The sequence below is a fragment of the Polynucleobacter antarcticus genome, assembly GCF_013307245.1.
In the GTDB taxonomy this organism is placed as follows: Bacteria; Pseudomonadota; Gammaproteobacteria; order Burkholderiales; family Burkholderiaceae; genus Polynucleobacter; species Polynucleobacter antarcticus.
Genome location: NZ_CP028941.1, coordinates 2006895 through 2028099, shown reverse-complemented (window position 1 = coordinate 2028099; position 21205 = coordinate 2006895). Strand labels below are relative to the sequence as shown.

The following is a 21205-nucleotide window of genomic DNA, read 5'->3' as shown; positions in this document are numbered from 1 at the left end:
ATGATTCCCGCAGGATATACAGGCAGTTGGCAATAAGTGCGTACAAATGGATTGGAAAATATTCTGGAATACAGGCATGGGGCGCTGAGTATACTGAGTCAATGACCCAATCAATCAAATGGCTTCAAGATGAAATTGCAGACCGGATGTTGCAAAAATTAGACATCGTCAAGCTCCAAGTAAAAGATGTTTTAGTGATTCCAGATTTTCTTGGCAATCATGCGCATATTCTGACAAAGCGTTTTCCTGGCCTTCATTTTTATAGTGCCCCTGCCCAAGATTTAACTGGGCTAAATCAACTGAAGTTGCAAATCTCTCGTTTGTGGCATTCCAGATTTAAAAGAGCGCCTCTCATTTCTCTCGATGATTATCAAAAAACAGGTCGTATTTCTCTCCCAGACAGTTCAGTAGATTTGGTGTTGAGTACCCTATTCCTCCAGGATTTAAACGATCCAAAACACTTTCTACAAGAATGTTGGCGGGTTTTAAAAGAAGGCGGCTTACTGACATTTAGCTATCTAGGTCCTGATACGGGTAAGCAGCTTCGTTTCGAGAGTGTTGGGCAAGCGGTCGGTATTCAAAAGTTAGCGAGCCCTTGGGATATGCACGATATGGGTGATGCGCTTCTCGGTGAGCGCTTTTCTGATCCCGTCATGGATATGGAGTTTCTGAATTTAGATTACGAGTCCGATGAACTCATGTTGGCAGATGCTCGTGCCTTAAAACTCACTTCTGCGAGCGATCTGAGTGCCAGATCAGCGCCTGATTTGCCAAAAATGCTGACCCTAGAGGTGATTTATGGGCATGCTTGGGCCCTAGGTAAACACCTTGCTAAGCCCCAAGATCACATTGCCTATATTGACCCAAATCAAATTCAGCGCAAGACAAGGATTGATTCTGATTGAGTGTGAGTAATCACTATCTATATAAGCTTGATCAAGATTGAGATTGCCCTAGCCTCGAGTGTTTGTTCTTCAATGCAAATAACCCTATAATTATGGCAGTGAGTTTTGGCTTGAAACCGCATTTTTGGACTATCTGGAGCAGTTTTGCTGCAGTGTTCATGACAATAAACAGAGAATAAGATGAATTTATTTGGAAAAGTCACTGGGGCTTCGCTCTACATCGTTGGCGCTTTAGGTAGCGCAATGGCATATGCCTCTGAGAATATGCCAGGTGGCCCTGCTGTAAATCAACTGAATTTTGCTGCTCCAGCTACAAAAATCATGCAAGAGATCCATTGGTTGCACTGGATGATGTTGATTATTTGTGCAGTGATTTTTGTGGGTGTTTTTGGGGTGATGTTCTATTCCATCCTAAAGCATCGTAAGTCCTTGGGGGCTAAATCTGCCTCTTTCCATGAAAGTACTACGGTTGAAATTATTTGGACAGTGATCCCATTGATTATCGTAATTGGCATGGCATTGCCAGCAACTAAGACTGTGGTGGCGATGAAAGACACTACAAATTCAGATATCACCATTAAGACCACGGGCTATCAGTGGAAATGGGGTTACGACTACATCAAGGGTGAGGGCGAAGGGATCAATTTCTTATCCACCTTGTCCACCTCTCGCGAAGCAATCAATAACTTAGCGCCTAAATCAAATACGTATTTGATGGAAGTAGATAACGAGATGGTGGTACCCGTCGGTAAGAAAATTCGTTTAATTACTACCGCTAATGACGTGATTCATGCCTGGGCCATTCCCGCATTTGGTGTGAAGCAAGATGCGATCCCAGGATTTGTTCGTGATACTTGGTTCCGTGCAGACAAAATCGGTACTTTCCGTGGCCAATGTTCTGAGTTGTGTGGCGCTCAACATGCCTTTATGCCTATTGTCGTCCGCGTTGTTTCTCCTGAGGATTACACCAAGTGGGTAGAGGATAAGAAAAAAGAAATGGCTGCTGCTTCCGATGATCCGTCTAAGGTGTACGCCCTGGACGAGCAAAAAGAGCGCGGTGCAAAAGTGTATGCATCCAATTGCGCAGCATGTCATCAACCAAATGGAAAAGGTGCCGGCGCCTTCCCGGCCTTAGATGGCAGCAAGCTAGTGCAAGGACCAAAAGACGCGGTATACAACATCCTGCTTAACGGTAAGGGCGCAATGCCGAAATGGTCGGGCGTGATTTCTGATGGGGATATTGCTGCAGTGATGACTTATACCCGCAATGGATGGGGTAATAAAACGGGTGACGTCACTCAGACCCAAGATATTGTCACGTCCCGCGCAGGTAAGTAATTCTTTTTATAGCTAATACAAATTAAATTAAACCGGAGTAATCCATGAGCACAGTCTCTACTACACACGAACACGACCACGCACACGATCATGCGCATGACGATCACATGCCCCATGGCTGGCGCCGCTGGTTGTTTGCGACCAACCATAAAGATATCGGGACAATGTATTTGATATTTTCATTCGTGAGCTTATTAGCTGGCGGTGTAATGGCGTTGGGAATTCGTTTGGAATTATTCCAACCTGGTTTGCAATATTTACGCCCGGAATTTTTTAATCAGCTCACCACGATGCACGGACTGATCATGGTATTTGGCGCGATCATGCCTGCTTTTGTTGGGTTTGCGAACTGGATGGTGCCACTACAAATTGGTGCATCGGATATGGCCTTTGCGCGCATGAATAACTTTAGTTTCTGGATTCTGCCGGTAGCGGGATGTTTGTTGTTTGGTTCGTTCTTAGCTCCTGGTGGCGCACCTGCTGGTGGTTGGACTTTGTATGCGCCATTAACATTGCAAATGGGCCCAGGCTTAGACATGGCTATTTTTGCCCTGCATTTATTAGGTGCGTCTTCCATCATGGGCTCAATTAATATTATCGTGACCATCTTGAACATGCGCGCCCCTGGCTTGACGCTCATGAAGATGCCTATGTTCTGTTGGACTTGGCTGATTACTGCTTACTTGTTGATTGCTGTGATGCCCGTGTTGGCGGGTGCGATCACGATGGTTCTGACAGATCGTCATTTCGGTACATCATTCTTCTCTGCAGTAGGTGGTGGTGACCCCATCATGTTCCAGCATATTTTCTGGTTCTTCGGTCATCCAGAGGTTTACATCATGATTCTTCCAGCGTTCGGAATTGTCAGTGAAATCATTCCTGCGTTTTCCAGAAAAAGATTGTTTGGCTATAGCTCCATGGTGTATGCAACATCATCGATTGCGATCTTGTCATTTATCGTTTGGGCGCATCACATGTTCGCAACCGGTATGCCCGTAACAGGCCAACTGTTTTTTATGTATGCCACGATGTTGATTGCTGTACCAACAGGCGTGAAGATTTTTAACTGGGTTGCAACGATGTGGAAAGGGTCTATGACCTTTGAGACCCCGATGTTGTGGTCGGTTGGATTTATTTTCGTATTTACTATGGGTGGCTTTACTGGTCTGATTTTGGCTTTAGCGCCAATTGATATTGGTGCGCAAGATACCTACTATGTTGTTGCCCACTTCCACTATGTTTTGGTTGCAGGTTCTTTATTTGCAATGTTTGGTGGTTTCTACTACTGGTGTCCAAAGTGGACTGGCTATATGGCCAATGAGTTCCGTGGCAAGGTGCACTTTTGGACTTCCATGATTTTCTTCAACATTACCTTCTTCCCAATGCATTTCTTGGGTTTAGCGGGTATGCCACGTCGTTATGCAGACTATCCAACGCAGTTTGCCGATTTCAATATGCTCGCCTCTATAGGTGCATTAGGATTTGGCTTATCCCAGGTCTATTTCTTGGTATTCGTTGTGCTGCCTGCTTATCGCGGCGAGGGAGTTAAAGCGGCCATGAATCCATGGGATGGCGCCAAAGGTTTGGAATGGACTGTGCCTTCACCAGCACCCCACCATACCTTTGAAACCCCACCAAATGAAAAAGAGTTGCATGCCGCAGGAATCTAAAGCGTCTACCAAGGCTGTCCAATCTGCGAGTAATCGTAGATTGGGTTACATCCTTTTAAGCGTTGCGCTGATCTTCTTTATTGGCATCATGATCAAACGAAGTATGTTGGGTTAACTCCCACTAAAAACAATGGCTGCCATTCAATCCCTTAACCGACAAATCCTGCTGAAGTTACTGATTGCATCAGTGATGATGTTTGGTTTTGGTTATGCGCTGGTGCCGATGTATAAGGCTTTGTGTGAGGTAACCGGCATTAATGTAGTCACCTCTAAAAATGCCTACGGTACACGTGCCTATAGCGCCAACAAAGTAGGGAACACTCAGGTCGATTACTCACGCACAGTCACCATTGAATTTGATTCCAATATTCGTGGCCCATTTACTTTTAAGCCCGTCAAGAATTTTTTAGAAGTGCACCCAGGCGAGATGACAGAAATTGTTTATGAGGTGACTAACAATTTAGGTCGACCAGTCAAAGCCCAAGCTATTCCGAGTTATGCCCCGAAGAGCTCCACAGAATTTTTTACTAAGCTGGAATGCTTTTGTTTTCAGGAGCAAACCTTAGCGGCAAATGAAATGAAGAAGATGCCAGTCTTATTTGTGATTGACGCAGGCATGCCCAAGGATGTCAAAACGATTACTCTGTCCTATACCTTCTTTGAGCTAGGCGTTCCTCAGCAGCCAGCTGGTGCAACGACCCCAAAATCTAAGGCGACGCTGTGAAAAAGAACAGTAGCTTTTTGCAGTCTATGAAAGCCGTTTTATGGGGTTTCTTAGGAGTGCGGAAAGAATCGGGCTTAAAAGAGGATGTTGCTTCACTGAGTTTTGTGCACATCATCATTGCAGGTGTTTTAGGTGCGTTAATTTTTATGTCTATCCTCATAGTGATAGTAAAACTTGTTGTATCCCATTGATTATTTTTTGATTGAACAGAGAGAATAAGATGTCATCTAATTCAACCCCATACTATTACGTCCCTGGACTATCTAGACATCCAGCCATGGCAGCGCTTGGCTTAGTGGCCTTTGGTTTTGGAATGACAGGCTGGGTCAATCAAGCCTCTTGGGGTGCCCCTGTGACTGCAGTAGGCGTTATCTGGGTTTTATTTGTGCTCTACCAGTGGTTTGGCGATACGATTGCTGAGGCGAATGCAGGTAAGAATGGTATCAACGTGGATGTATCCTATCGTTGGTCTATGGCCTGGTTCATCTTTTCTGAAATCATGTTTTTTGCTGCCTTTTTCTCCGCGTTGTTTTATGCGCGCAGTATTGCCTTACCGTGGTTAGGGGATGTAGACAGTAAAATAATTTGGCCGAATTTCACAGCAGCTTGGCCTAATGATGGTCCAGCAGGTTTGGTCGAGAAATTCACCACCATGGGCCCATGGCCTATTCCAACGATCAATACCTTATTGCTCCTTAGCTCTGGTGTGACAATCACGATTGCCCATCATGCCGTTGTAGAAAACCACATGAAGAAAGCCAGTATTTGGTTGGCAGCTACCGTGGCTTTGGGTGTGATCTTCTTGGGTTTCCAGGTCTATGAGTATTACCATGCATACCATGACCTGAACCTGAAACTGACTTCAGGTATTTACGGCTCTACCTTTTTCTTACTTACTGGTTTTCATGGCTTCCACGTATTCTTGGGTGGTTTGATGTTAGCCATTGTGTTGCGCCGGATGATTCGGGGCGACTTTACTGCTGACAACCACTTTGCTTTTGAGGGCGCCGCTTGGTATTGGCACTTTGTTGACGTGGTGTGGCTTGGTCTGTACGTCGTGATTTATTGGATGTAATGAGCATCCATGACATCGGGGCTTTGAGCCCCGATTTGTTTTGTAGTACTGCTTTTTTTATTTAGCTTAGTTTGTTCCGACACGGATGCCAGTCGCTTCAATATAGCCAAAATAGTGGGCAAGCAGAATGCCTAAAAAGAGTAGAACGGATAAGCCAATTCGTAAAGTCAGGGAATGGACCATTTTTGAACTATTACCCTTACCTTTCATCATGAAGTAAAGAGCAGAACCTAAGCTCCCAACGATAAACAGCAGTGCTATTGGAATTACCCACTTCATCTCAAAGTCCTCACTTGAATATTTTTTCTGTTTTTATTACTTCTCGCATAGTTGCTACTGTATCAGCCTTAGTGGTGATAGCGATTGGCTGTGCGGCAGGCATGTGGCAGCTTAATCGAGCTGAACAGAAGATAGCGCTGGCCAACTCTTTAGCCTCTCGATTGCAAATGCCAGTTCTTAATGCGAATCTCAATACAAATATCACTAGTGTCGGCTTAGAGCAGGCCCAGGAGCGTCGCATGATTGCCCGTGGACACTTTTTGCCTGATGACGCTGTGTGGCTGGATAACCGCCCTAGACCGATTCCTGAGGGTGGTATCGGTAGTGCGGCACAAGCTGGGTTCTATGTGATGATGCCTCTGAAACTAGTAGATCAGGATGTGGTGGTTTGGGTAAATCGTGGATGGGCTCCACGTAATAATATGAACCGCCTTGAGTTGCCTCCCATCAGCACTTCCGATGGTGTGGTGACTATTGAGGGAATCGTTTTCCCTCATCCCGGAAGGGTTTTTGAGTTGGGCAAAAAAGGCCTTACAGAAACTAAGCCTCGCATCGAGCAAAATTTTGATTTGGCTGTTGAGGCTCAGACTCATCCATGGAAGCAGTTGCCTTGGATCTTGCGAGAAGAGAACCCTACAACAAATGATGGTTTAGTTAGAAACTGGCCTTCCCCAACGAATGGAGTCGATCGCCATTATGCTTATGCATTCCAGTGGTTTGCGCTAGCACTATGCGGATTCTTATTCTGGTTTATTAATGGATTTATAGGGTATCGACGTCTACGGAAAGAGTGTGGAGATTAGAGTGATTGATAAAGAATTATTAATTCCAGCATCGCAAACAGATTCAGCGGCGATTCACTCGCAAACGCGACGTGGCCGTATTCAAATGCTGTTCTTACTACTTGCCTGCGCCTCTCCAGTGATCGCCTCTTACTTTGCTTATTACGTTTATAAACCAGAGGGTGGGAAGACTAACTTCGGAACTTTTGTTCAGCCCCCACAAGATACTAATCCTGCCTGGTTAGATACTCCACTCAAAGGCAAATGGACCTTATTGGTGGCTCGTCCTGCAGGGGAGTGCACCATCAAAAATGAGACTTGCTTAGAGGCCTTGTTTTTGATGAGACAGCTGCGTATTGGAGTAGGCCGCGAAAGTGACCGAGTGCAATTGGTTTGGTTAAATACCGATGGCAAGCCAGTAGATCCAGAAGTATTGCTTGCCTATGATGAGAAAGTCGCTGGATTTAAGGTCGTTAATCTGCCGGCAGACCCTCAATTAAAAACTCAACTTTTAGATTGGCTCAATCGTGAAGGTGCTGGCCAAAAGATTCAGTTACTTGATCCTAGCGCTGCCAAGATGATGTATTTTCCGGTGAGTAATTCTCCTAAGGAGTTTGCCAGTATCAAAAATGATTTAGCAAAGTTGCTACGCTTAAATCGTAAGGGTGAAAACCTGTAATGCATTCTTTTTTGTTATTCGGGGAGTTGGCAGCGATCGCTATTGTTTTTGCTGGCATACCCCTGTTCTATCTTTGGCGAAGGCCGGGTTTCAGCGTATTTCAAAAGCTCAATTGGGTTTTAGTCTTCATGACTTTTGACCTTATTGTGTTTGGAGCCTTCACCCGCCTAACGGATTCTGGACTCGGTTGCCCTGATTGGCCAGGGTGTTATGGGACTTCTAATCCCTGGCACGCAATGGGAGAAATTAGGTTAGCAGAGGCTAATATGCCTACTGGCCCAGTTACCGTGATGAAGGCTTGGATTGAAATGATTCATCGCTACTTGGCCATGATGGTTGGGGCTTTAATTTTGATTCAGGTGGGCTTGGCTTGGAGTAAGGTAAAAAGTTTAGGTAAGACTCCTTTATTTGCGAGTTTGGGTTTGCTCATTTTGGTTTGTATTCAAGGTGCTTTCGGTGCTTGGACTGTGACTCTCAAACTGCAACCGATTATTGTCACCATCCATCTCATGCTCGCTTTAGTATTACTTTCCTTTTTAACGGCTTATGCCCAGAAATCATGGGAAGGTCATACTTCCTCAATACCTCAGCAGCCAGCGCGTCCTCTCTCGGCAAAACTATTGGTAATTGCATTTTTCGTCTTAGCGATGCAAGTATTTCTAGGGGCTTGGGTGAGCACAAATTATGCTGTTTTAGCATGCCCTGATTTCCCTACGTGTATGGGTAGAGTGTGGCCAGAGACTGCTTGGCAAGAGGGCTTTTCTTTATGGCGTGAACTGGGTATGAATGCTCAAGGTGAGTATATTTCTCCAGTGGCATTGCAGACGATTCATTGGGCGCATCGGGTGTTTGCCATTGTTGCTTCACTAGTACTCGGCTTATTAGGGGTGCATGCCTTGAGGGTAGCGCATGCTGGATTGCCAGGGCTTAGCGGCACTGCAAAGCTATTGTTAGCGCTGCTGGTATTGCAGTTAATCACCGGTATTTCTAATGTCATTTTTCAGTGGCCATTAGCGGCCGCCTTGCTGCACACAGCCGGTTCAGCGGCCATCGTATTTTGTTTAGTAAGACTCAGTCAATGGGCATCTTGGTCTACTCCCTTCAAGATGGGTAAAGCAGTATGAGTGAGCCCCAATCTTTCACTCCTGCTGTCATGCCGCGTTGGCGCCAATACTGGGTGTTAACGAAACCCCGAGTAACCCAGTTGGCGGTTTTTTGCGCAGTCATTGGGATGTTTCTGGCAACCCCTGGTATGGTGCCTTACCCCATTCTGATTGGGGGCATTGTTGGTATTTGGTTGCTTGCAGGCGCAGCGTTTGCGATGAACTGTTTAATTGAACAAGCAGTCGATGCCAAGATGAAGCGTACGGCGTGGCGACCTTCCGCAACGGGCGAGGTTCCAGCATCACACATTGTTATTTTTTCGCTCATCTTGGGTGCGCTTGGCATGATCATCTTGTGGTACTTCTGTAACCCCTTAACGATGTGGCTGACCCTTGCTACCTTTGTGGGCTACGCGGTGATTTATACCTGGTTGCTCAAGCCAGCAACCCCTCAAAATATTGTGATTGGCGGACTATCGGGTGCCATGCCACCTGCACTTGGTTGGGCTGCAGTGACGAATTCGCTATCAGCAGAAGCTTGGCTTTTGGTGCTCATTATTTTTGTGTGGACCCCACCCCACTTTTGGGCGCTGGCTCTCTATCGTCGTGATGATTACGTGCAATCTGGTTTACCGATGTTGCCCGTGACTCATGGCGAGCGCTTTACGCTTCTGAATATTCTGCTGTACACCCTAATTTTGATAGCTGCCACATTGCTTCCTTATATTTATGGCATGAGTGGTTTAGTGTATTTAATTTCAGCGATCATTCTCGGATTGATCTTCTTAGCTTACGTAATTGCCTTGTTCCTATCCTATAGTGATGCGCTTGCCAAGAAGACCTTCCGCTTTTCAATTACCTATTTATCGATTTTGTTCGTCGCTCTTTTAATAGACCATTACATTCATTAAGATGAAAATTCCTTTTTTACGTAGTACTTTGATTGCAATATTTTTATTTGCACTGACTGCTTGCAGTCCAAAACCCGAGTTTAAAAATATTGATATCACTGGCGGTACCGCCTTTGGTAAAGACTTTAGTTTGCTTGATCCCGACGGTAAGACGCGAACGCTGGCGGACTTTAAGGGTAAGGTAGTGCTCATGTTTTTTGGCTACACCCAGTGTCCTGATGTCTGTCCAACTACTTTGACGGAGATGCAGCAAGTCATGACTTTATTAGGCCCTAAAGCAGATCAGGTGCAAGTATTGTTTGTGACTGTGGATCCAGAGAGAGATACCCCAGAAATATTGAAGCAGTATGTACCTGCATTTGATGCGCGTTTCTTAGGGCTGCGGCCAGCAGATGAGGCTGCTCTGGAGAAGATAGGTAAAGACTTTAAGATCTACTACAAGAAAGTACCTGGTACGAGTGCTGGTTCATACACAATGGATCACACTGCAGGAAGTTATGTGTTTGATAAGGAAGGGCGCTTAAGGCTTTACATCAAGCATGCTCAAGGTCCGGAGACCTTGGCACATGATCTGAAAGAGCTATTAAAGTAATTTAAGCAGCTTGTGCTTGCAACATCCCACGCATTTTTTTGAGCGCAGAAGTTTCGATTTGACGCACACGCTCTGCAGAGATGCCGTATTCACCAGCAAGATCATGCAATGTTTTAGTGCCATTGCCATCCGCATCCATTGCCAACCAGCGTGATTGAACAATGTCGCGACTGCGCTCATCCAAAGCCATGAGTGCTTGATCTAATTTGGGACCATGTAATGCATCTGTTGCCGCCGCTGCCATTCTTTCAGTAGGCTCTTGAGTATTGTCTGCTAGCCACTGAATCGGGGCATAGGCAGACTCCTCATCACTATCATCGCCCTCTAAGGCAATATCACCACCAGCAAGGCGTATTTCCATTTCTTTTACATCAGCACCTTTTACATCGAGTGCTTTTGCTAACGCAGCGACTTCATTTGGGGTCAGTGCACTAAGCGTGGGTTTATTGCTGCGCAAATTAAAGAAGAGTTTGCGCTGTGCTTTGGTTGTAGCAATTTTGACTAAGCGCCAATTTTTGAGAATGTACTCATGAATTTCCGCTTTGATCCAATGGATGGCATAAGACACTAAGCGTGCACCTTGATTGGGGTCGTAGCGTTTCACAGCTTTCATGAGACCAATATTGCCTTCTTGAATCAAATCGGCATGTGGAATGCCATAACCCAGATATTGACGCGCAACGGAAACTACTAAGCGTAGGTGCGAAAGGACTAAGGTCTTAGCAGCATCTACATTTTCAGTTTGACGAAATGATTGGGCCAGATGCAATTCTTCTGCAGCACTGAGCATCGGTACACGATTGACGTAGGAGATATAAGAATCTAATGTGCCAACTCCGAGGGACGGTAGCATTGGAAAGGCGAGCGGAGCCGCAGCAGTCTGCGTTGCTGGCATAGTTTGTCGTACGTGCGAATGCGGTTTGTAAGCGTTTTTTAGCGTCATAATCTTTTTACCCTCTTGAGGTATCTATAGAAGTCTATTTTAGCACTCCTGTCAAGAGAGTGCTAAGGGTTTTGAATATCTTTAAGTGCTTGATTTAATTGAATAATTCAGAGGCATACTGGGTGGCTGTGAAGGGCGCAAGATCATCAATCCCTTCCCCTTTACCCAGCGCCAAAACAGACGGCCTGACCTCCTCTTGAAAGGTATGGGCAAGCGCACAGATGACCCCTCCTTTAGCGGTTCCATCTAATTTCGTCACAATCAGCGCTGAAATGCCAAGGGCTGCATGAAAGGCTTTGACTTGGCTTAAACCATTTTGACCTGTGTTGCCATCGAGTACGAGCAAAGTCTGGTGTGGCGCCCCAGGAAGGGCTTTGCCAATCACGCGCTTAACCTTTTTCAACTCTTCCATGAGATGGTCTTGAGTAGCAAGCCGTCCAGCCGTATCAATGATGAGAATATCGGTCTTTCTGGAGATGGCCGCATGAATCGCATCATGGGCTACTGCTGCAGCATCGCCACTCTCTTGGGTGATGACATCAACCTGATTGCGATCACCCCACTCCAAGAGCTGGTTACGAGCTGCGGCACGAAAAGTATCACCAGCGGCCAGCAGGACAGATTTTCCTTGAGACTGAAACAGGCGACAGAGTTTGCCAATGGTGGTGGTCTTGCCGGCGCCATTCACACCGACGATAAGCCATACCTCCGGAGTGGTTTTTTCATCATGAACATAAAGGGGGTTTGAAATCGACTCTAAAGGCTGAAGGAGATGCGCAACTTCTTGGACTAAAAGCTGCTGAAGATCTATAGCACTGCTCACTTTTTCAGATTTAGCTGCCTTGCGGAGTGTCGTCAGGAGTTGCTGGGTAGTGGGCAAGCCAACATCACTCAGAATGAGTGATTCTTCTAAAGCATCAAACCAGGCTTCATCAGTCTGGTTAGTTTTGAAAAGGGAGCCGAGAGTTTTACGTAAGCCGAACATAGTCGATACAATTTAATGATTAGATCTTATCAATTTAATTCTGAGAATAGGATAATCTTACAGATGCGCTCCACTTTATTGCGATTTTCTTTCTTTTTCCTGATGTGTAGCCCGTTTGCTTGGGCCACCCCGGGAAATAATCCATCAAACACTCACGAGTATCAACTCGCTAATGGGCTCAAGTTGATCGTCCGTCAGGATAATCGGGCACCTACCGTAGCGCATATGGTTTGGTATCGCGCTGGCTCTATTGATGAGGTCAACGGTCGTACTGGGGTAGCCCATGTACTTGAGCACATGATGTTTAAGGGTACGGACAAGGTAAAGTCCGGAGAATTTTCTCGTATGGTTGCTGCAGTAGGTGGGCGCGAGAATGCCTTTACCTCACGTGATTACACTGCTTATTTTCAGCAGGTAGAAAAATCAAAATTAGATGAAGTCATGAAGTTAGAGGCAGATCGCATGAGCAATCTAAATTTTGATGACGCTGAGTTTTTAAAAGAGATTCAGGTAGTGATGGAAGAGCGCCGCTTACGTACGGAAGATAATCCAAACGGATTGCTTTACGAATCTCTGATGGCAACTGCATACATGAGCTCTCCTTATCGTTATCCCGTGATTGGTTGGATGAATGATCTTGAGAATATGCAGGCCTCCGATGCGCGCGATTGGTACCGCAGTTGGTATGCGCCCAATAATGCAACGGTTGTAATCACAGGTGATGTTGATCCTCAGAAAATCCTTCAAGCAGTTGAAAAATACTATGGTGTAGCGTCCGCAAAAACGTTACCAGTGCGTAAGCCCCAATTAGAGCCGATTCAAAAAGGGATAAAGCGGGTACAAGTTAAAGCACCAGCAGAAAATGCGCAATTGGCTATGGCCTGGAAAGTGCCTAAATTAGAGCCCGGCAAATTAGATAACCCAGAGCCATATGCACTTGAGCTATTAGCGGCTGTTTTGGATGGGTATGACAATGCCCGCCTTAATCGTGCGTTAGTGAAAGAGCAGCGGGTAGTCAATGATGTCGGCGTTGGATATGACATGATTTCTAGAGGGCCCGAACTTTTTTTAATTAACGTCACTATGGCTAAAGGTAAAACCGTGGAGCAGGCTGAAAGCAGCATCCGCAAGGCGCTCAATGAGATTGCCAAAAACGGTATTTTGGATTCTGAATTAAAGCGTATTAAGGTTCGAATTTTATCGGATCAAATTTATAAGCGCGACTCTATCTTTGGGCAGGCTATGGAGATTGGCAGTACGGAGATGGCAGGATTTTCTTGGCGGGATATTGATGTAATGTTGCAGAAGATGGAAACCATTTCTCCTGCACAGGTTCAGGCAGTAGCCAAAAAATATTTAGTAGATGACGGTCTCACGATTGGCGTTTTGGATCCACAGCAGCGTAAGTCTAGCGAGATGAAGAAAGGAGTTCAGTAATGTTAGCGAGAACATGCATCCGACAAGCACTGCTCACTTCTGTATTGCTCGCTGTATTTTCAAACGCGCATGCTATTTTGCCTATTGAAAAGCTACCCTCTTTTAAAGGCGCTCAAGCTTATCTAGTACAAACCAAAGCTTTGCCTATGGTCGATATTGAGATCAGCATTGATGCCGGTGACCGCTATGATCCAGCAGCAAAAAGTGGTTTAGCCTCCATGACTGGGCAACTCATGAACTTCGGAGCCAGAGCCGATAAAGGGGTGTTATCCGAAGCACAAATTGCTGATGAGATTGCTGATCTGGGTGCAAGCCTAGGAATTTCTGTCGGTGGTGAGCGGGCGATCATGCGCATTCGCACGCTGAGTCGAAAAGATTTGCGTGATCGGGCGGTGATCTTGGCCGCTACGATGTTGAGTGCCCCCATCTATGACGCGAAAATTGTTGGGCGTGAGAAGCAAAGAATGACTACGGCTTTATTGGAGTCAGAAACAAAGCCCGAAGCTGTATTAGATAAGCGCTTTAGAAAATCGATTTATGGAACTTACCCATTAGCCTACTCACCATCAGTACAAACTATTACTGCCATTAACTCTGCTGACTTAAAACAATTTCATCAGCAGTTTTATCGTGGCGAGCGCATGATTATCAGTATCGTGGGTGATGTCAGTCCAGCTGAAGCTAATGAGATCGTACAAAGTGTACTGCAGAAAATTCCTCAGTCTGGTCCTGCTATATCCAAGCTCCCTGAATTTGAGCGTTCACCCGTAGAGTCCTTGAGTCAGCGAGAAATTAATATTCCTTTTGATACTCAGCAAGCACACTTAGCTATGGGAATGACTGCTATTACACGCAACAATCCAGATTTTTTCCCTTTGCTGGTTGGGAACTATGTATTGGGTGGTGGTGGGTTTGTATCCCGGCTGATGTCAGAGGTCCGTGAAAAAAGAGGTCTTGCCTATAGCGTCTCTAGTTACTTTGCTCCTGGCAAGGATGCGGGTATTTTTAGAGCTGGCCTGCAAACTAAAAATGACCAGGCCGCTTTAGCATTAGAGGTTATGAGTTCAACGATTGCCCAATTTATTGCTACTGGTCCGACACCAGTAGAGTTGGAAGCTGCTAAATCAAACTTGATCAATGGTTACCCATTACGCATTGATAGCAATCGCAAGTTACTAGATAACGTGTCTGCTATTGTCTGGAACGATTTACCTTTAAATACGATGGAAGCGTGGACAAAGCAAGTAGAAGCAGTGACTTTGGAGCAAGTGAAGACCGCCTTTCAAAAACATTTAGCGATGGATCGTATGAAGATTGTCATTCTTGGGGCAAAAAAATAAAGAAACCTGCAAGCGTAGCGAGTCGTAGGGAGCTTCCTCAAAAGATACGCATTATTGGCGGAGTTTGGCGCAGTCGATTGTTGAACGTATTAGATCTACCGAGATTGCGTCCTACGACTGATCGTGTGCGAGAGACTTTATTTAATTGGCTTGGCCAAGACTTAACTGGTCTCCATTGTTTAGATATTTGCGCAGGCACTGGTGTCTTGGGTTTTGAAGCGGCCTCACGTCATGCTAGTACTGTTACCTTGCTCGAGAAAGATAAAAAGATTGCGGCTAATCTACTTAAGAACTTAGCTTTATTGCAATCTTCACCTGTAAAAGGAGGGGTCCATATCTTGCAAGCAGATGGATTAGAGTATTTAAAGCGACAGGCAGATCACTCTTTCAACCTTATCTTTATTGATCCCCCTTTTGCTGAAGGGGACTTATTTAATCAAGTCATCGTAGAAGCAGGCCGCATCTGCGATGACAGCGCTGGCGGGGGAATTTATATAGAGTTTCCTGCAAGTCGGGCAAGTGAAGAGGTAGAGGCGCTATTACCTGGCTGGGAGTGTCGCAAGTACCTAGAAGCTGGTCAGGTAAAAGCTTGTCTATTTCGGTCTAAAACAGCCTAAAAACGGGCTACACTCTTGCTTGTTGCTGCTAAAGCCTAAGGAATATTATGACGATTGCCGTATACCCTGGAACATTTGATCCTTTTACCCGAGGTCATGAGGACTTAGTTCGCCGCGCCTCTACTATTTTTGGTGAATTGATTGTGGGTGTGGCAGATAGTCGCAGCAAGCACCCATTTTTTAGTTTAGAAGAGCGGATTAAGATCGCTAAGGAAGTCTTGGGGCACTATCCCAATGTCAAGATTGTTGGCTTTACAGGACTCTTAAAAGATTTAGTGCGCGAGCACCAAGCGCGTGTGATTGTCCGTGGTTTGCGGGCAGTCTCCGACTTTGAGTACGAGTTTCAGATGGCTGGTATGAATCGTTATCTCCTACCTGATGTAGAGACCTTGTTTCTCACGCCATCAGATCAGTATCAATTTATCTCTGGAACTTTTGTGCGAGAAATTGCGTCGATGGGCGGAGATGTGAGTAAGTTTGTGTTCCCCTCCGTAGAAAAGTGGTTAGCAGAAAAGATTGCTAGCACTAAGCAAAAGACTGAATAAGTCAGCCGAGTCAATCAGATGGCCTTAATGATTACGGACGAATGCATCAACTGCGATGTATGTGAGCCTGAATGTCCCAATGATGCGATTTACATGGGCCTCGAGATTTACGAGATTGATCCCAATAAATGTACTGAATGTGTAGGCCACTACGATGCGCCGCAGTGCCAACAAGTTTGTCCGGTGGACTGCATTCCTCTGAACCCAGAGGTTTCCGAAACCCAGCCCCAACTCATGGTGAAGTATCAACTGTTAACTGCTGCCAAAAAAGCACTGGCTCAGTAAATACTTTCTAGAGCAGTATTAATTTACTTTTGAATGCAGCTCTAGCATGGCAGCCTGAGTATCGCCCTTGAGAAACAAGTCCAATATCTGCAGACTATTTTGAATGCTGGCATCAATTTTTTTCTGTTCTTCCTGTAACGGTCTTCTCAGAACATAGTCCGCAACATCCATCGGTCGCGCACCCTCTGCAGCGAGATCACGGGGATGACCAATCCCTAGGCGAAGACGCCAGTAATCAGGCGTCCCGAGGTGGGCGTGAATATCCTTCAAGCCATTGTGACCCCCAGTGCCACCACCCAGCTTAATACGAGCTGTACCGGGCTTAAGATCCAACTCATCTTGGACAACTAATATATCTTGAGGCGCAATCTTATGAAAGTGACACAGTGCGCCTACTGCCTGGCCACTGAGGTTCATAAAGGTGCCAGGCTTCAATAAGAAGAGATCCTCATCATGCCATTTTGCTTTAGCTACTTTTCCATGAAAGCGTTTCTCAGTCTCAAAGCGTACGTTGAGTTGTTTTGCAAGGGCGTCAACAAACCAGAAGCCAGCATTATGCCGATCTTCGACGTGTTCGTCGCCAGGGTTTCCAAGTCCAACAATTAATTTAGTCATGATGATGGCTTAAGCATAAAAGCATTTTCACAAAAAAGAAAACCCGCTTGTAAGCGGGCCTTCTCTGTCGCAAAGATATTACCCGAATACTTAGGCTTTATCTTTCGGAGCTTCCGCTGCAGGAGCAGCCGCTGTTGCAGCAGGTGCTGCTTCAGTATCAGCTGATTTCACTAAAGGAATACGTGCATTGGCTAAAACAGGATTTTCTTGCCCGACATGCAATACCAAGGAAACACCTTTTGGCAATGCAATGTCTTTTGCATGAATACCATGGCCTACTTCAATGGCTCCCAAATCAACCTCTAGGAACTCTGGCAAGTCTGCTGGTAAGCAAGATACTTCCAATTCAGTAACGATATGGCTAATAACAGCGCCTTGCAGTTTCACGGCAGCTGCAGTGTCTGCATTGATGAAGTGCAATGGCACGCGCATATGGATTTTCTCAGACGCGGATACGCGCTGGAAGTCGATATGCAATACCAACGGACGAAATGGATGCATTTGATAATCGCGTAGCAACACTTTTTGTGCCTTGCCATCGATTTCAAGATCTAAGATAGATGAGTGGAATGCTTCCTTACGGAGAGCATGAAACAGTGCGTTGTGATCCAACTCAATGGCTACGGCGGCATCTTTGCTGCCGTAAATGATTCCCGGAGTTTTACCGGAGTTGCGCAGACGGCGGCTCGCACCCGTTCCCTGTACGCTTCTTTGAAAAGCTACTACTTTCATATTGAATTCCCAAAATTAAGGTTAATTTCCGTTCGCGACCAAACAGAAAAGCCTTTGATTATATCGTGGGGAAAGCAGTTTTTGCTTAGATTTAGCTTAAATTTGCCAAAAACAAGCCTAGAAGCGGTATTTTTTGCTTATTCGGCAAACATAGACATGACTGAATCGCCTTTGCTGATGCGCGCAAGGGTTTCAGCCAGAATTGGGGCAACACTCAATTGACGAATTTTTGACACTTTCATGGCTTCTGGAGTCAAGGGAATGGTGTCTGTTACCACGAGTTCATCTAATTGCGATGCGGCGATGCGGGCGACTGCACCACCAGATAAGACGGCATGGGTACAGTAGGCCGTAACACCCTTAGCGCCACGCTCTTTAAGCGCCTCAGCAGCCTTACATAGCGTTCCACCAGTATCAATGATGTCGTCCATGATGACGCAATGGCGGCCTTCTACTTCGCCGATCAAGTGCATGACTTCTGAGACATTGGCTTTGGGGCGGCGTTTATCAATAATGGCTAAATCTGTGCCTAATTGTTTGGCCATGGCACGGGCGCGCACTACACCGCCAATATCTGGCGAAACAATAATCAGGTCTTTTTGGGTTTTTTGCGCCTGCAAATCTGCTAGTAATACTGGCGAGGCATAAATATTGTCAACCGGGATATCAAAGAAGCCCTGGATTTGGTCAGCATGCAGATCCATGGTCAGCACTCGCTCAATACCCGCAACCGATTGCAGCATGTTGGCAACGATTCTGGCAGAGATAGCCACGCGCGCAGAGCGTGGACGACGATCTTGTCTGGCGTAACCAAAGTAAGGGATTACCGCGGTGATACGGCTTGCCGATGCCCGTTTAAGGGCATCAATCATAATCATCAGTTCCATCAAACTATCGTTAGTGGGGGCGCAGGTAGATTGAATCACAACGACATTTTTGCCGCGGACGTTTTCTTGAATTTCTACCTGAATCTCGCCATCTGAAAATCTGCCAACAAATGCTTGCCCCATCGGGAGATTAAGCTCTTTGGCGACTGCATGTGCCAGGACAGGATTTGCGTTACCTGTAAAAAGAGTCAGAAAATCTGTATGAATGGAGGCGGACATAGGCGATTGAGCTTTTTGTGTAGGGTCGAGTGGATGTCTTTTAGTCGTCTCTACAGAATGTGGCAGGGGAAGAAGGATTCGAACCTTCGCATGCTGGAATCAAAATCCAGTGCCTTAACCAGCTTGGCGATTCCCCTACAGCTCAATCTGAAGAAATCAAATTGTAAGCGGGATTGTTATTTAACCCTCGAACAATTCGACCTACCCATCCTTTTGGAAGATTTTGCAGGAGATTTTCTAGTGCTGCGGTGTCAGTCTTAGGGTCTAAGGCTGAAAATACGCTACTTCCAGAGCCAGACATGCAGGGCGCCGAATCTGGCACAGCCTGACAAATCCAATCTAATGCTTGCTTCACTTCAGGACATTGCTTGATCGCTACCGCTTCACAATCATTGGACTGAAATGCGCTTGGCGATGCAAGAAAGCGATCTATTGTAATCGGAGCGTGATCTCGGGTCAATTGAGGGTCTTGGAAAATCTGAACAGTCGCAATGCCTTGATTTGGAAAGATCACTACAAAGTCTTGATTTTTTAGGGGGACTGCCTGCATTTTTTCGCCAATGCCTTCCACAAAGGCATTCTGACCAAAGATAAAAAAAGGCACATCCGCCCCAAGTTTCAGGCCCAGTTGGCTGAGGGTAGCCATATCGAGTTGCAGATTCCAGAGCTGATTTAAACCAATGAGGGTGGCAGCAGCATCAGAAGATCCACCACCCAAGCCCGCACCTATAGGAATATTTTTATTGAGTTCAATGATTACGCCCTGATCCGTATTGCAAAAATCTTTTAATAGCTGCGTGGCACGAACCACTAAATCATGCTCTGGGGCAACTCCAGGAATAGGATTGAGACGTCGAATCTCATTTTCTGGAATGGCTGTAAGTGTGAGGACATCGCACCAGTCAATCAATTGGAAAACAGATTGCAGTAAATGATAGCCATCCGTGCGGCGTCCAACAATATGCAGAAAGAGGTTGAGCTTTGCTGGGCAGCGCAGCTCTAAGCGGGTATTTGTAAAACGTACTTCAGTCATTCGGCGTATCAAAGACCAGGCGAATATCTATCGAGCCAATATTAGAACTACGTGTCATCATCAGTTTTTCTAGGCGTTGAGAATTTCCCCAGGAGTAATTTAATGTCCAACCGTCTTGAGAAATCTTATTGACTTGGCCTTGCGCATCTCGCTCAACACTAGCGGTGCTACCAGGACGCGTTTGTCCTCTGAGCCAATCAGAAAGTCCACGAGCAGGCAGTGGTAAGCCCAAGGTATTTTGAATCAGCGTATCTGCATCAATCGCAGTGGTCAATTTTCCATCTCGCTCCAAAATAGCTTCACCGGGATTAATCGTAATCTTCGCAATCGATCCGCCAACAGGGTTACGTATCTCCAGTACATCGGTTAGTGCATCTTGCGTCAAGCTAAATCCACCAGAACCACCTTGATTACTACTTTCTGTAAGTCCTGTGACCTTCACGGAGAAACGACCATCCCATGAACCTTTAAGAGGAGTATCTGCAACGGACCAATTGGGTTTTAAACGTTTTAATGTTTCTTTGAGCGTAGCGTTATTAGCGTCTAACTGTTGGCCTTTACGCCATATATCTTCAGATTCAGCCGGGCGATTCATGACCCATAATACTTCGCCAATATGGGCAGCAATGTCAGCCTCAGGTTTGAGATTGAAAGCCTGCTGGAGCTGTTCTAAGGCGATCGCAAGTTTACCCATGCGAAAGTTTACCCAGCCTAAGCTATCCAAAATAAATCCATCTCTGGGGGAAAGTTGATGTGCTTTATTGATGAGCTGAAAAGCCTCAGGTAATTTTTGATTTCGATCGGCTAATGAGTAACCCAATGCATTAAGACTATTAATGTCGTTTGGATTTTTACGCAAAATATCACGTAGGACTTTTTCCATCATCTCCATATTGCCAACCTTCTCTGCAGATAAGGCATAGGTATACAGAATGCTGGGATCTGAAGGTGCTGGTTTGAGAGGGGATACCATGGCATAAAAAGCACGCAAGGCTTCTGACTCATCTTTGGCTTTGGACAGAAGCGCTTGAATCTGTTGCAAAGTCACTTCGCGCTGCGCTGGCGTTTGCTGATTCATGAGCGCAATGGCAGGCTTGACTGCATCTGACCAACGTTGATTGAGGATCAGGAGGGTGATGAGGACTTCTTTAGGTTTGGTTTGCTTGGGACCAGACAAGCTATCCCAAGTCTGAGCAGCTTGTAAGGCTAAATCAGGCGATCCGGCGGCGATAGCAATTTCCATTGCACGTTGAGCCAGACGTGGATCATCAAGTTGACGAGCTAATTCTGAGTAGGTGTTGTAGGCAAGACCTGCTTCGCCCCGTTGTAAGGCAATTTCAGAAGCTAGGACCTCGAATACAGCTTGACCATTATCGAGGTTTTTAGCCTGCGCCATAGCCTGGCTGTTAAAAAAGCCCAGTCCAATGAATAGGGGTAGCAAAAAGGCTCTTAAGAGTGACTTTGATAAAAATGAGGTCATAAGCACATTCTAATCCGCGAATCTACAAT

Annotated in this window: 25 protein-coding genes and 1 tRNA gene; 17 read left to right on the top strand and 9 right to left on the bottom strand. The window is 45.8% G+C overall.

Translation table 11 applies throughout. The features are described from left to right. Positions 1-101 precede the first annotated feature (101 nt). The 7 genes from DCO16_RS10460 (at position 102) to DCO16_RS10435 (ending at position 5712) form a co-directional block, all read left to right on the top strand. The gene (locus DCO16_RS10460; RefSeq protein ID WP_173943583.1) at positions 102-905 is read left to right on the top strand and encodes a methyltransferase domain-containing protein; all 804 of its coding nucleotides are present in this window, start codon (positions 102-104) and stop codon (positions 903-905) included. 180 nt (positions 906-1085) lie between these two features. Further along, entirely contained in the window at positions 1086-2243 is a 1158-nt protein-coding gene (gene coxB, locus DCO16_RS10455; protein ID WP_173943582.1) for a cytochrome c oxidase subunit II, read from the top strand. 44 nt (positions 2244-2287) lie between these two features. Further along, the gene (ctaD, locus tag DCO16_RS10450) at positions 2288-3913 is read left to right on the top strand and encodes a cytochrome c oxidase subunit I (protein ID WP_173943581.1); all 1626 of its coding nucleotides are present in this window, start codon (positions 2288-2290) and stop codon (positions 3911-3913) included. After that, positions 3897-4028: a cytochrome oxidase small assembly protein gene (locus tag DCO16_RS11220; RefSeq protein ID WP_217426666.1), complete on the top strand. Its 132-nt coding sequence runs from the start codon at positions 3897-3899 to the stop codon at positions 4026-4028. The genes ctaD and DCO16_RS11220 overlap by 17 nt, the downstream gene beginning before the upstream one ends. A gap of 15 nt (positions 4029-4043) precedes the next feature. Continuing rightward, positions 4044-4637 carry a cytochrome c oxidase assembly protein gene (locus DCO16_RS10445; RefSeq protein WP_173943580.1) on the top strand — a complete coding sequence of 198 codons (594 nt, stop codon included), beginning with the start codon at positions 4044-4046 and terminating at the stop codon, positions 4635-4637. Then, a complete protein-coding gene (locus tag DCO16_RS10440; RefSeq protein WP_415836218.1) occupies positions 4634-4828 on the top strand; it encodes a DUF2970 domain-containing protein in 195 nt (64 codons plus the stop codon). Before DCO16_RS10445 ends, DCO16_RS10440 begins: the two co-directional genes overlap by 4 nt. A 29-nt stretch (positions 4829-4857) precedes the next feature. Continuing rightward, positions 4858-5712: a cytochrome c oxidase subunit 3 gene (locus tag DCO16_RS10435; protein WP_173943579.1), complete on the top strand. Its 855-nt coding sequence runs from the start codon at positions 4858-4860 to the stop codon at positions 5710-5712. Between the two features lie 66 nt (positions 5713-5778). Here DCO16_RS10435 and DCO16_RS10430 read toward each other — a convergent pair whose 3' ends face one another. Further along, the gene (locus DCO16_RS10430; protein WP_173943578.1) at positions 5779-5991 is read right to left on the bottom strand and encodes a twin transmembrane helix small protein; all 213 of its coding nucleotides are present in this window, start codon (positions 5989-5991) and stop codon (positions 5779-5781) included. 14 nt (positions 5992-6005) lie between these two features. On the opposite strand from DCO16_RS10430, the gene DCO16_RS10425 reads away from it, so the two are divergent. Genes DCO16_RS10425 through DCO16_RS10405 form a run of 5 tightly spaced genes read left to right on the top strand, consistent with a single transcriptional unit; the run spans position 6006 to position 10058 of the window. Further along, complete coding sequence (locus DCO16_RS10425) at positions 6006-6794, top strand: SURF1 family protein (RefSeq protein ID WP_173943577.1); 789 nt, start codon at positions 6006-6008, stop codon at positions 6792-6794. 1 nt (position 6795) lies between these two features. After that, positions 6796-7452, top strand: a complete 657-nt coding sequence (locus tag DCO16_RS10420; protein ID WP_173943576.1) for a redox-active disulfide-containing membrane protein — start codon at positions 6796-6798, stop codon at positions 7450-7452. Continuing rightward, positions 7452-8576, top strand: a complete 1125-nt coding sequence (locus DCO16_RS10415) for a COX15/CtaA family protein (protein WP_173943575.1) — start codon at positions 7452-7454, stop codon at positions 8574-8576. Before DCO16_RS10420 ends, DCO16_RS10415 begins: the two co-directional genes overlap by 1 nt. Next, entirely contained in the window at positions 8573-9466 is an 894-nt protein-coding gene (cyoE, locus tag DCO16_RS10410) for a heme o synthase (RefSeq protein WP_173943574.1), read from the top strand. The genes DCO16_RS10415 and cyoE overlap by 4 nt, the downstream gene beginning before the upstream one ends. Position 9467: 1 nt before the next feature. Then, positions 9468-10058 (top strand): SCO family protein, encoded by a 591-nt coding sequence (locus tag DCO16_RS10405; protein ID WP_173943573.1) that lies wholly within the window; start codon positions 9468-9470, stop codon positions 10056-10058. 1 nt (position 10059) lies between these two features. Here DCO16_RS10405 and rpoH read toward each other — a convergent pair whose 3' ends face one another. Together rpoH and ftsY are read right to left on the bottom strand one after the other, a co-directional pair. After that, a complete protein-coding gene (gene rpoH / locus DCO16_RS10400) occupies positions 10060-11001 on the bottom strand; it encodes an RNA polymerase sigma factor RpoH (protein ID WP_173943572.1) in 942 nt (313 codons plus the stop codon). A gap of 94 nt (positions 11002-11095) precedes the next feature. Beyond that, entirely contained in the window at positions 11096-11986 is an 891-nt protein-coding gene (ftsY, locus tag DCO16_RS10395) for a signal recognition particle-docking protein FtsY (protein WP_173943571.1), read from the bottom strand. A gap of 63 nt (positions 11987-12049) precedes the next feature. Here ftsY and DCO16_RS10390 point away from each other — a divergent pair, with 63 nt between their 5' ends. Genes DCO16_RS10390 through DCO16_RS10370 form a run of 5 tightly spaced genes read left to right on the top strand, consistent with a single transcriptional unit; the run spans position 12050 to position 16210 of the window. Next, entirely contained in the window at positions 12050-13423 is a 1374-nt protein-coding gene (locus DCO16_RS10390; RefSeq protein ID WP_173943570.1) for a M16 family metallopeptidase, read from the top strand. Then, on the top strand, positions 13423-14763 hold the full coding sequence (locus DCO16_RS10385; protein WP_173943569.1) for a M16 family metallopeptidase: 1341 nt from the start codon (positions 13423-13425) through the stop codon (positions 14761-14763). The genes DCO16_RS10390 and DCO16_RS10385 overlap by 1 nt, the downstream gene beginning before the upstream one ends. Continuing rightward, the gene (gene rsmD, locus DCO16_RS10380; protein ID WP_173943874.1) at positions 14760-15380 is read left to right on the top strand and encodes a 16S rRNA (guanine(966)-N(2))-methyltransferase RsmD; all 621 of its coding nucleotides are present in this window, start codon (positions 14760-14762) and stop codon (positions 15378-15380) included. The genes DCO16_RS10385 and rsmD overlap by 4 nt, the downstream gene beginning before the upstream one ends. Positions 15381-15427: 47 nt before the next feature. Then, positions 15428-15925, top strand: coding sequence for a pantetheine-phosphate adenylyltransferase (coaD, locus tag DCO16_RS10375; protein ID WP_173943568.1), 498 nt, complete (start codon positions 15428-15430; stop codon positions 15923-15925). 18 nt (positions 15926-15943) lie between these two features. Continuing rightward, positions 15944-16210, top strand: a complete 267-nt coding sequence (locus DCO16_RS10370; RefSeq protein WP_173943567.1) for a YfhL family 4Fe-4S dicluster ferredoxin — start codon at positions 15944-15946, stop codon at positions 16208-16210. A gap of 18 nt (positions 16211-16228) precedes the next feature. On the opposite strand, the gene pth is transcribed toward DCO16_RS10370, so the two are convergent. From pth to DCO16_RS10340, 6 genes are all read right to left on the bottom strand, one after another. Then, the gene (gene pth / locus DCO16_RS10365) at positions 16229-16825 is read right to left on the bottom strand and encodes an aminoacyl-tRNA hydrolase (RefSeq protein ID WP_173943566.1); all 597 of its coding nucleotides are present in this window, start codon (positions 16823-16825) and stop codon (positions 16229-16231) included. A 90-nt stretch (positions 16826-16915) separates the two neighbouring features. Beyond that, on the bottom strand, positions 16916-17557 hold the full coding sequence (locus DCO16_RS10360; RefSeq protein ID WP_173943565.1) for a 50S ribosomal protein L25/general stress protein Ctc: 642 nt from the start codon (positions 17555-17557) through the stop codon (positions 16916-16918). A 137-nt stretch (positions 17558-17694) separates the two neighbouring features. Next, on the bottom strand, positions 17695-18663 hold the full coding sequence (locus tag DCO16_RS10355) for a ribose-phosphate pyrophosphokinase (protein WP_415836219.1): 969 nt from the start codon (positions 18661-18663) through the stop codon (positions 17695-17697). A 60-nt stretch (positions 18664-18723) separates the two neighbouring features. Continuing rightward, a tRNA-Gln gene (locus tag DCO16_RS10350) sits at positions 18724-18800 on the bottom strand. 5 nt (positions 18801-18805) lie between these two features. After that, complete coding sequence (gene ispE / locus DCO16_RS10345) at positions 18806-19696, bottom strand: 4-(cytidine 5'-diphospho)-2-C-methyl-D-erythritol kinase (RefSeq protein ID WP_173943564.1); 891 nt, start codon at positions 19694-19696, stop codon at positions 18806-18808. Then, complete coding sequence (locus tag DCO16_RS10340; RefSeq protein WP_173943563.1) at positions 19689-21176, bottom strand: lipoprotein insertase outer membrane protein LolB; 1488 nt, start codon at positions 21174-21176, stop codon at positions 19689-19691. Before DCO16_RS10340 ends, ispE begins: the two co-directional genes overlap by 8 nt. Positions 21177-21205: the final 29 nt, after the last annotated feature.

Coding starts and splice junctions, on each gene's coding strand:
- ftsY (WP_173943571.1), bottom strand. CDS start 11,986: ATGTTCGGCTTACGTAAAACTCTCGGCTCCCTTTTCAAAACTAACCAG.
- rpoH (WP_173943572.1), bottom strand. CDS start 11,001: ATGACGCTAAAAAACGCTTACAAACCGCATTCGCACGTACGACAAACT.
- pth (WP_173943566.1), bottom strand. CDS start 16,825: ATGACTAAATTAATTGTTGGACTTGGAAACCCTGGCGACGAACACGTC.
- DCO16_RS10370 (WP_173943567.1), top strand. CDS start 15,944: ATGGCCTTAATGATTACGGACGAATGCATCAACTGCGATGTATGTGAG.
- cyoE (WP_173943574.1), top strand. CDS start 8,573: ATGAGTGAGCCCCAATCTTTCACTCCTGCTGTCATGCCGCGTTGGCGC.
- DCO16_RS10385 (WP_173943569.1), top strand. CDS start 13,423: ATGTTAGCGAGAACATGCATCCGACAAGCACTGCTCACTTCTGTATTG.
- DCO16_RS10445 (WP_173943580.1), top strand. CDS start 4,044: ATGGCTGCCATTCAATCCCTTAACCGACAAATCCTGCTGAAGTTACTG.
- DCO16_RS10430 (WP_173943578.1), bottom strand. CDS start 5,991: ATGAAGTGGGTAATTCCAATAGCACTGCTGTTTATCGTTGGGAGCTTA.
- coxB (WP_173943582.1), top strand. CDS start 1,086: ATGAATTTATTTGGAAAAGTCACTGGGGCTTCGCTCTACATCGTTGGC.
- DCO16_RS11220 (WP_217426666.1), top strand. CDS start 3,897: ATGCCGCAGGAATCTAAAGCGTCTACCAAGGCTGTCCAATCTGCGAGT.
- coaD (WP_173943568.1), top strand. CDS start 15,428: ATGACGATTGCCGTATACCCTGGAACATTTGATCCTTTTACCCGAGGT.
- DCO16_RS10390 (WP_173943570.1), top strand. CDS start 12,050: ATGCGCTCCACTTTATTGCGATTTTCTTTCTTTTTCCTGATGTGTAGC.
- ctaD (WP_173943581.1), top strand. CDS start 2,288: ATGAGCACAGTCTCTACTACACACGAACACGACCACGCACACGATCAT.
- DCO16_RS10415 (WP_173943575.1), top strand. CDS start 7,452: ATGCATTCTTTTTTGTTATTCGGGGAGTTGGCAGCGATCGCTATTGTT.
- ispE (WP_173943564.1), bottom strand. CDS start 19,696: ATGACTGAAGTACGTTTTACAAATACCCGCTTAGAGCTGCGCTGCCCA.
- DCO16_RS10405 (WP_173943573.1), top strand. CDS start 9,468: ATGAAAATTCCTTTTTTACGTAGTACTTTGATTGCAATATTTTTATTT.
- DCO16_RS10355 (WP_415836219.1), bottom strand. CDS start 18,663: ATGTCCGCCTCCATTCATACAGATTTTCTGACTCTTTTTACAGGTAAC.
- DCO16_RS10340 (WP_173943563.1), bottom strand. CDS start 21,176: ATGACCTCATTTTTATCAAAGTCACTCTTAAGAGCCTTTTTGCTACCC.
- DCO16_RS10435 (WP_173943579.1), top strand. CDS start 4,858: ATGTCATCTAATTCAACCCCATACTATTACGTCCCTGGACTATCTAGA.
- DCO16_RS10360 (WP_173943565.1), bottom strand. CDS start 17,557: ATGAAAGTAGTAGCTTTTCAAAGAAGCGTACAGGGAACGGGTGCGAGC.
- DCO16_RS10460 (WP_173943583.1), top strand. CDS start 102: ATGACCCAATCAATCAAATGGCTTCAAGATGAAATTGCAGACCGGATG.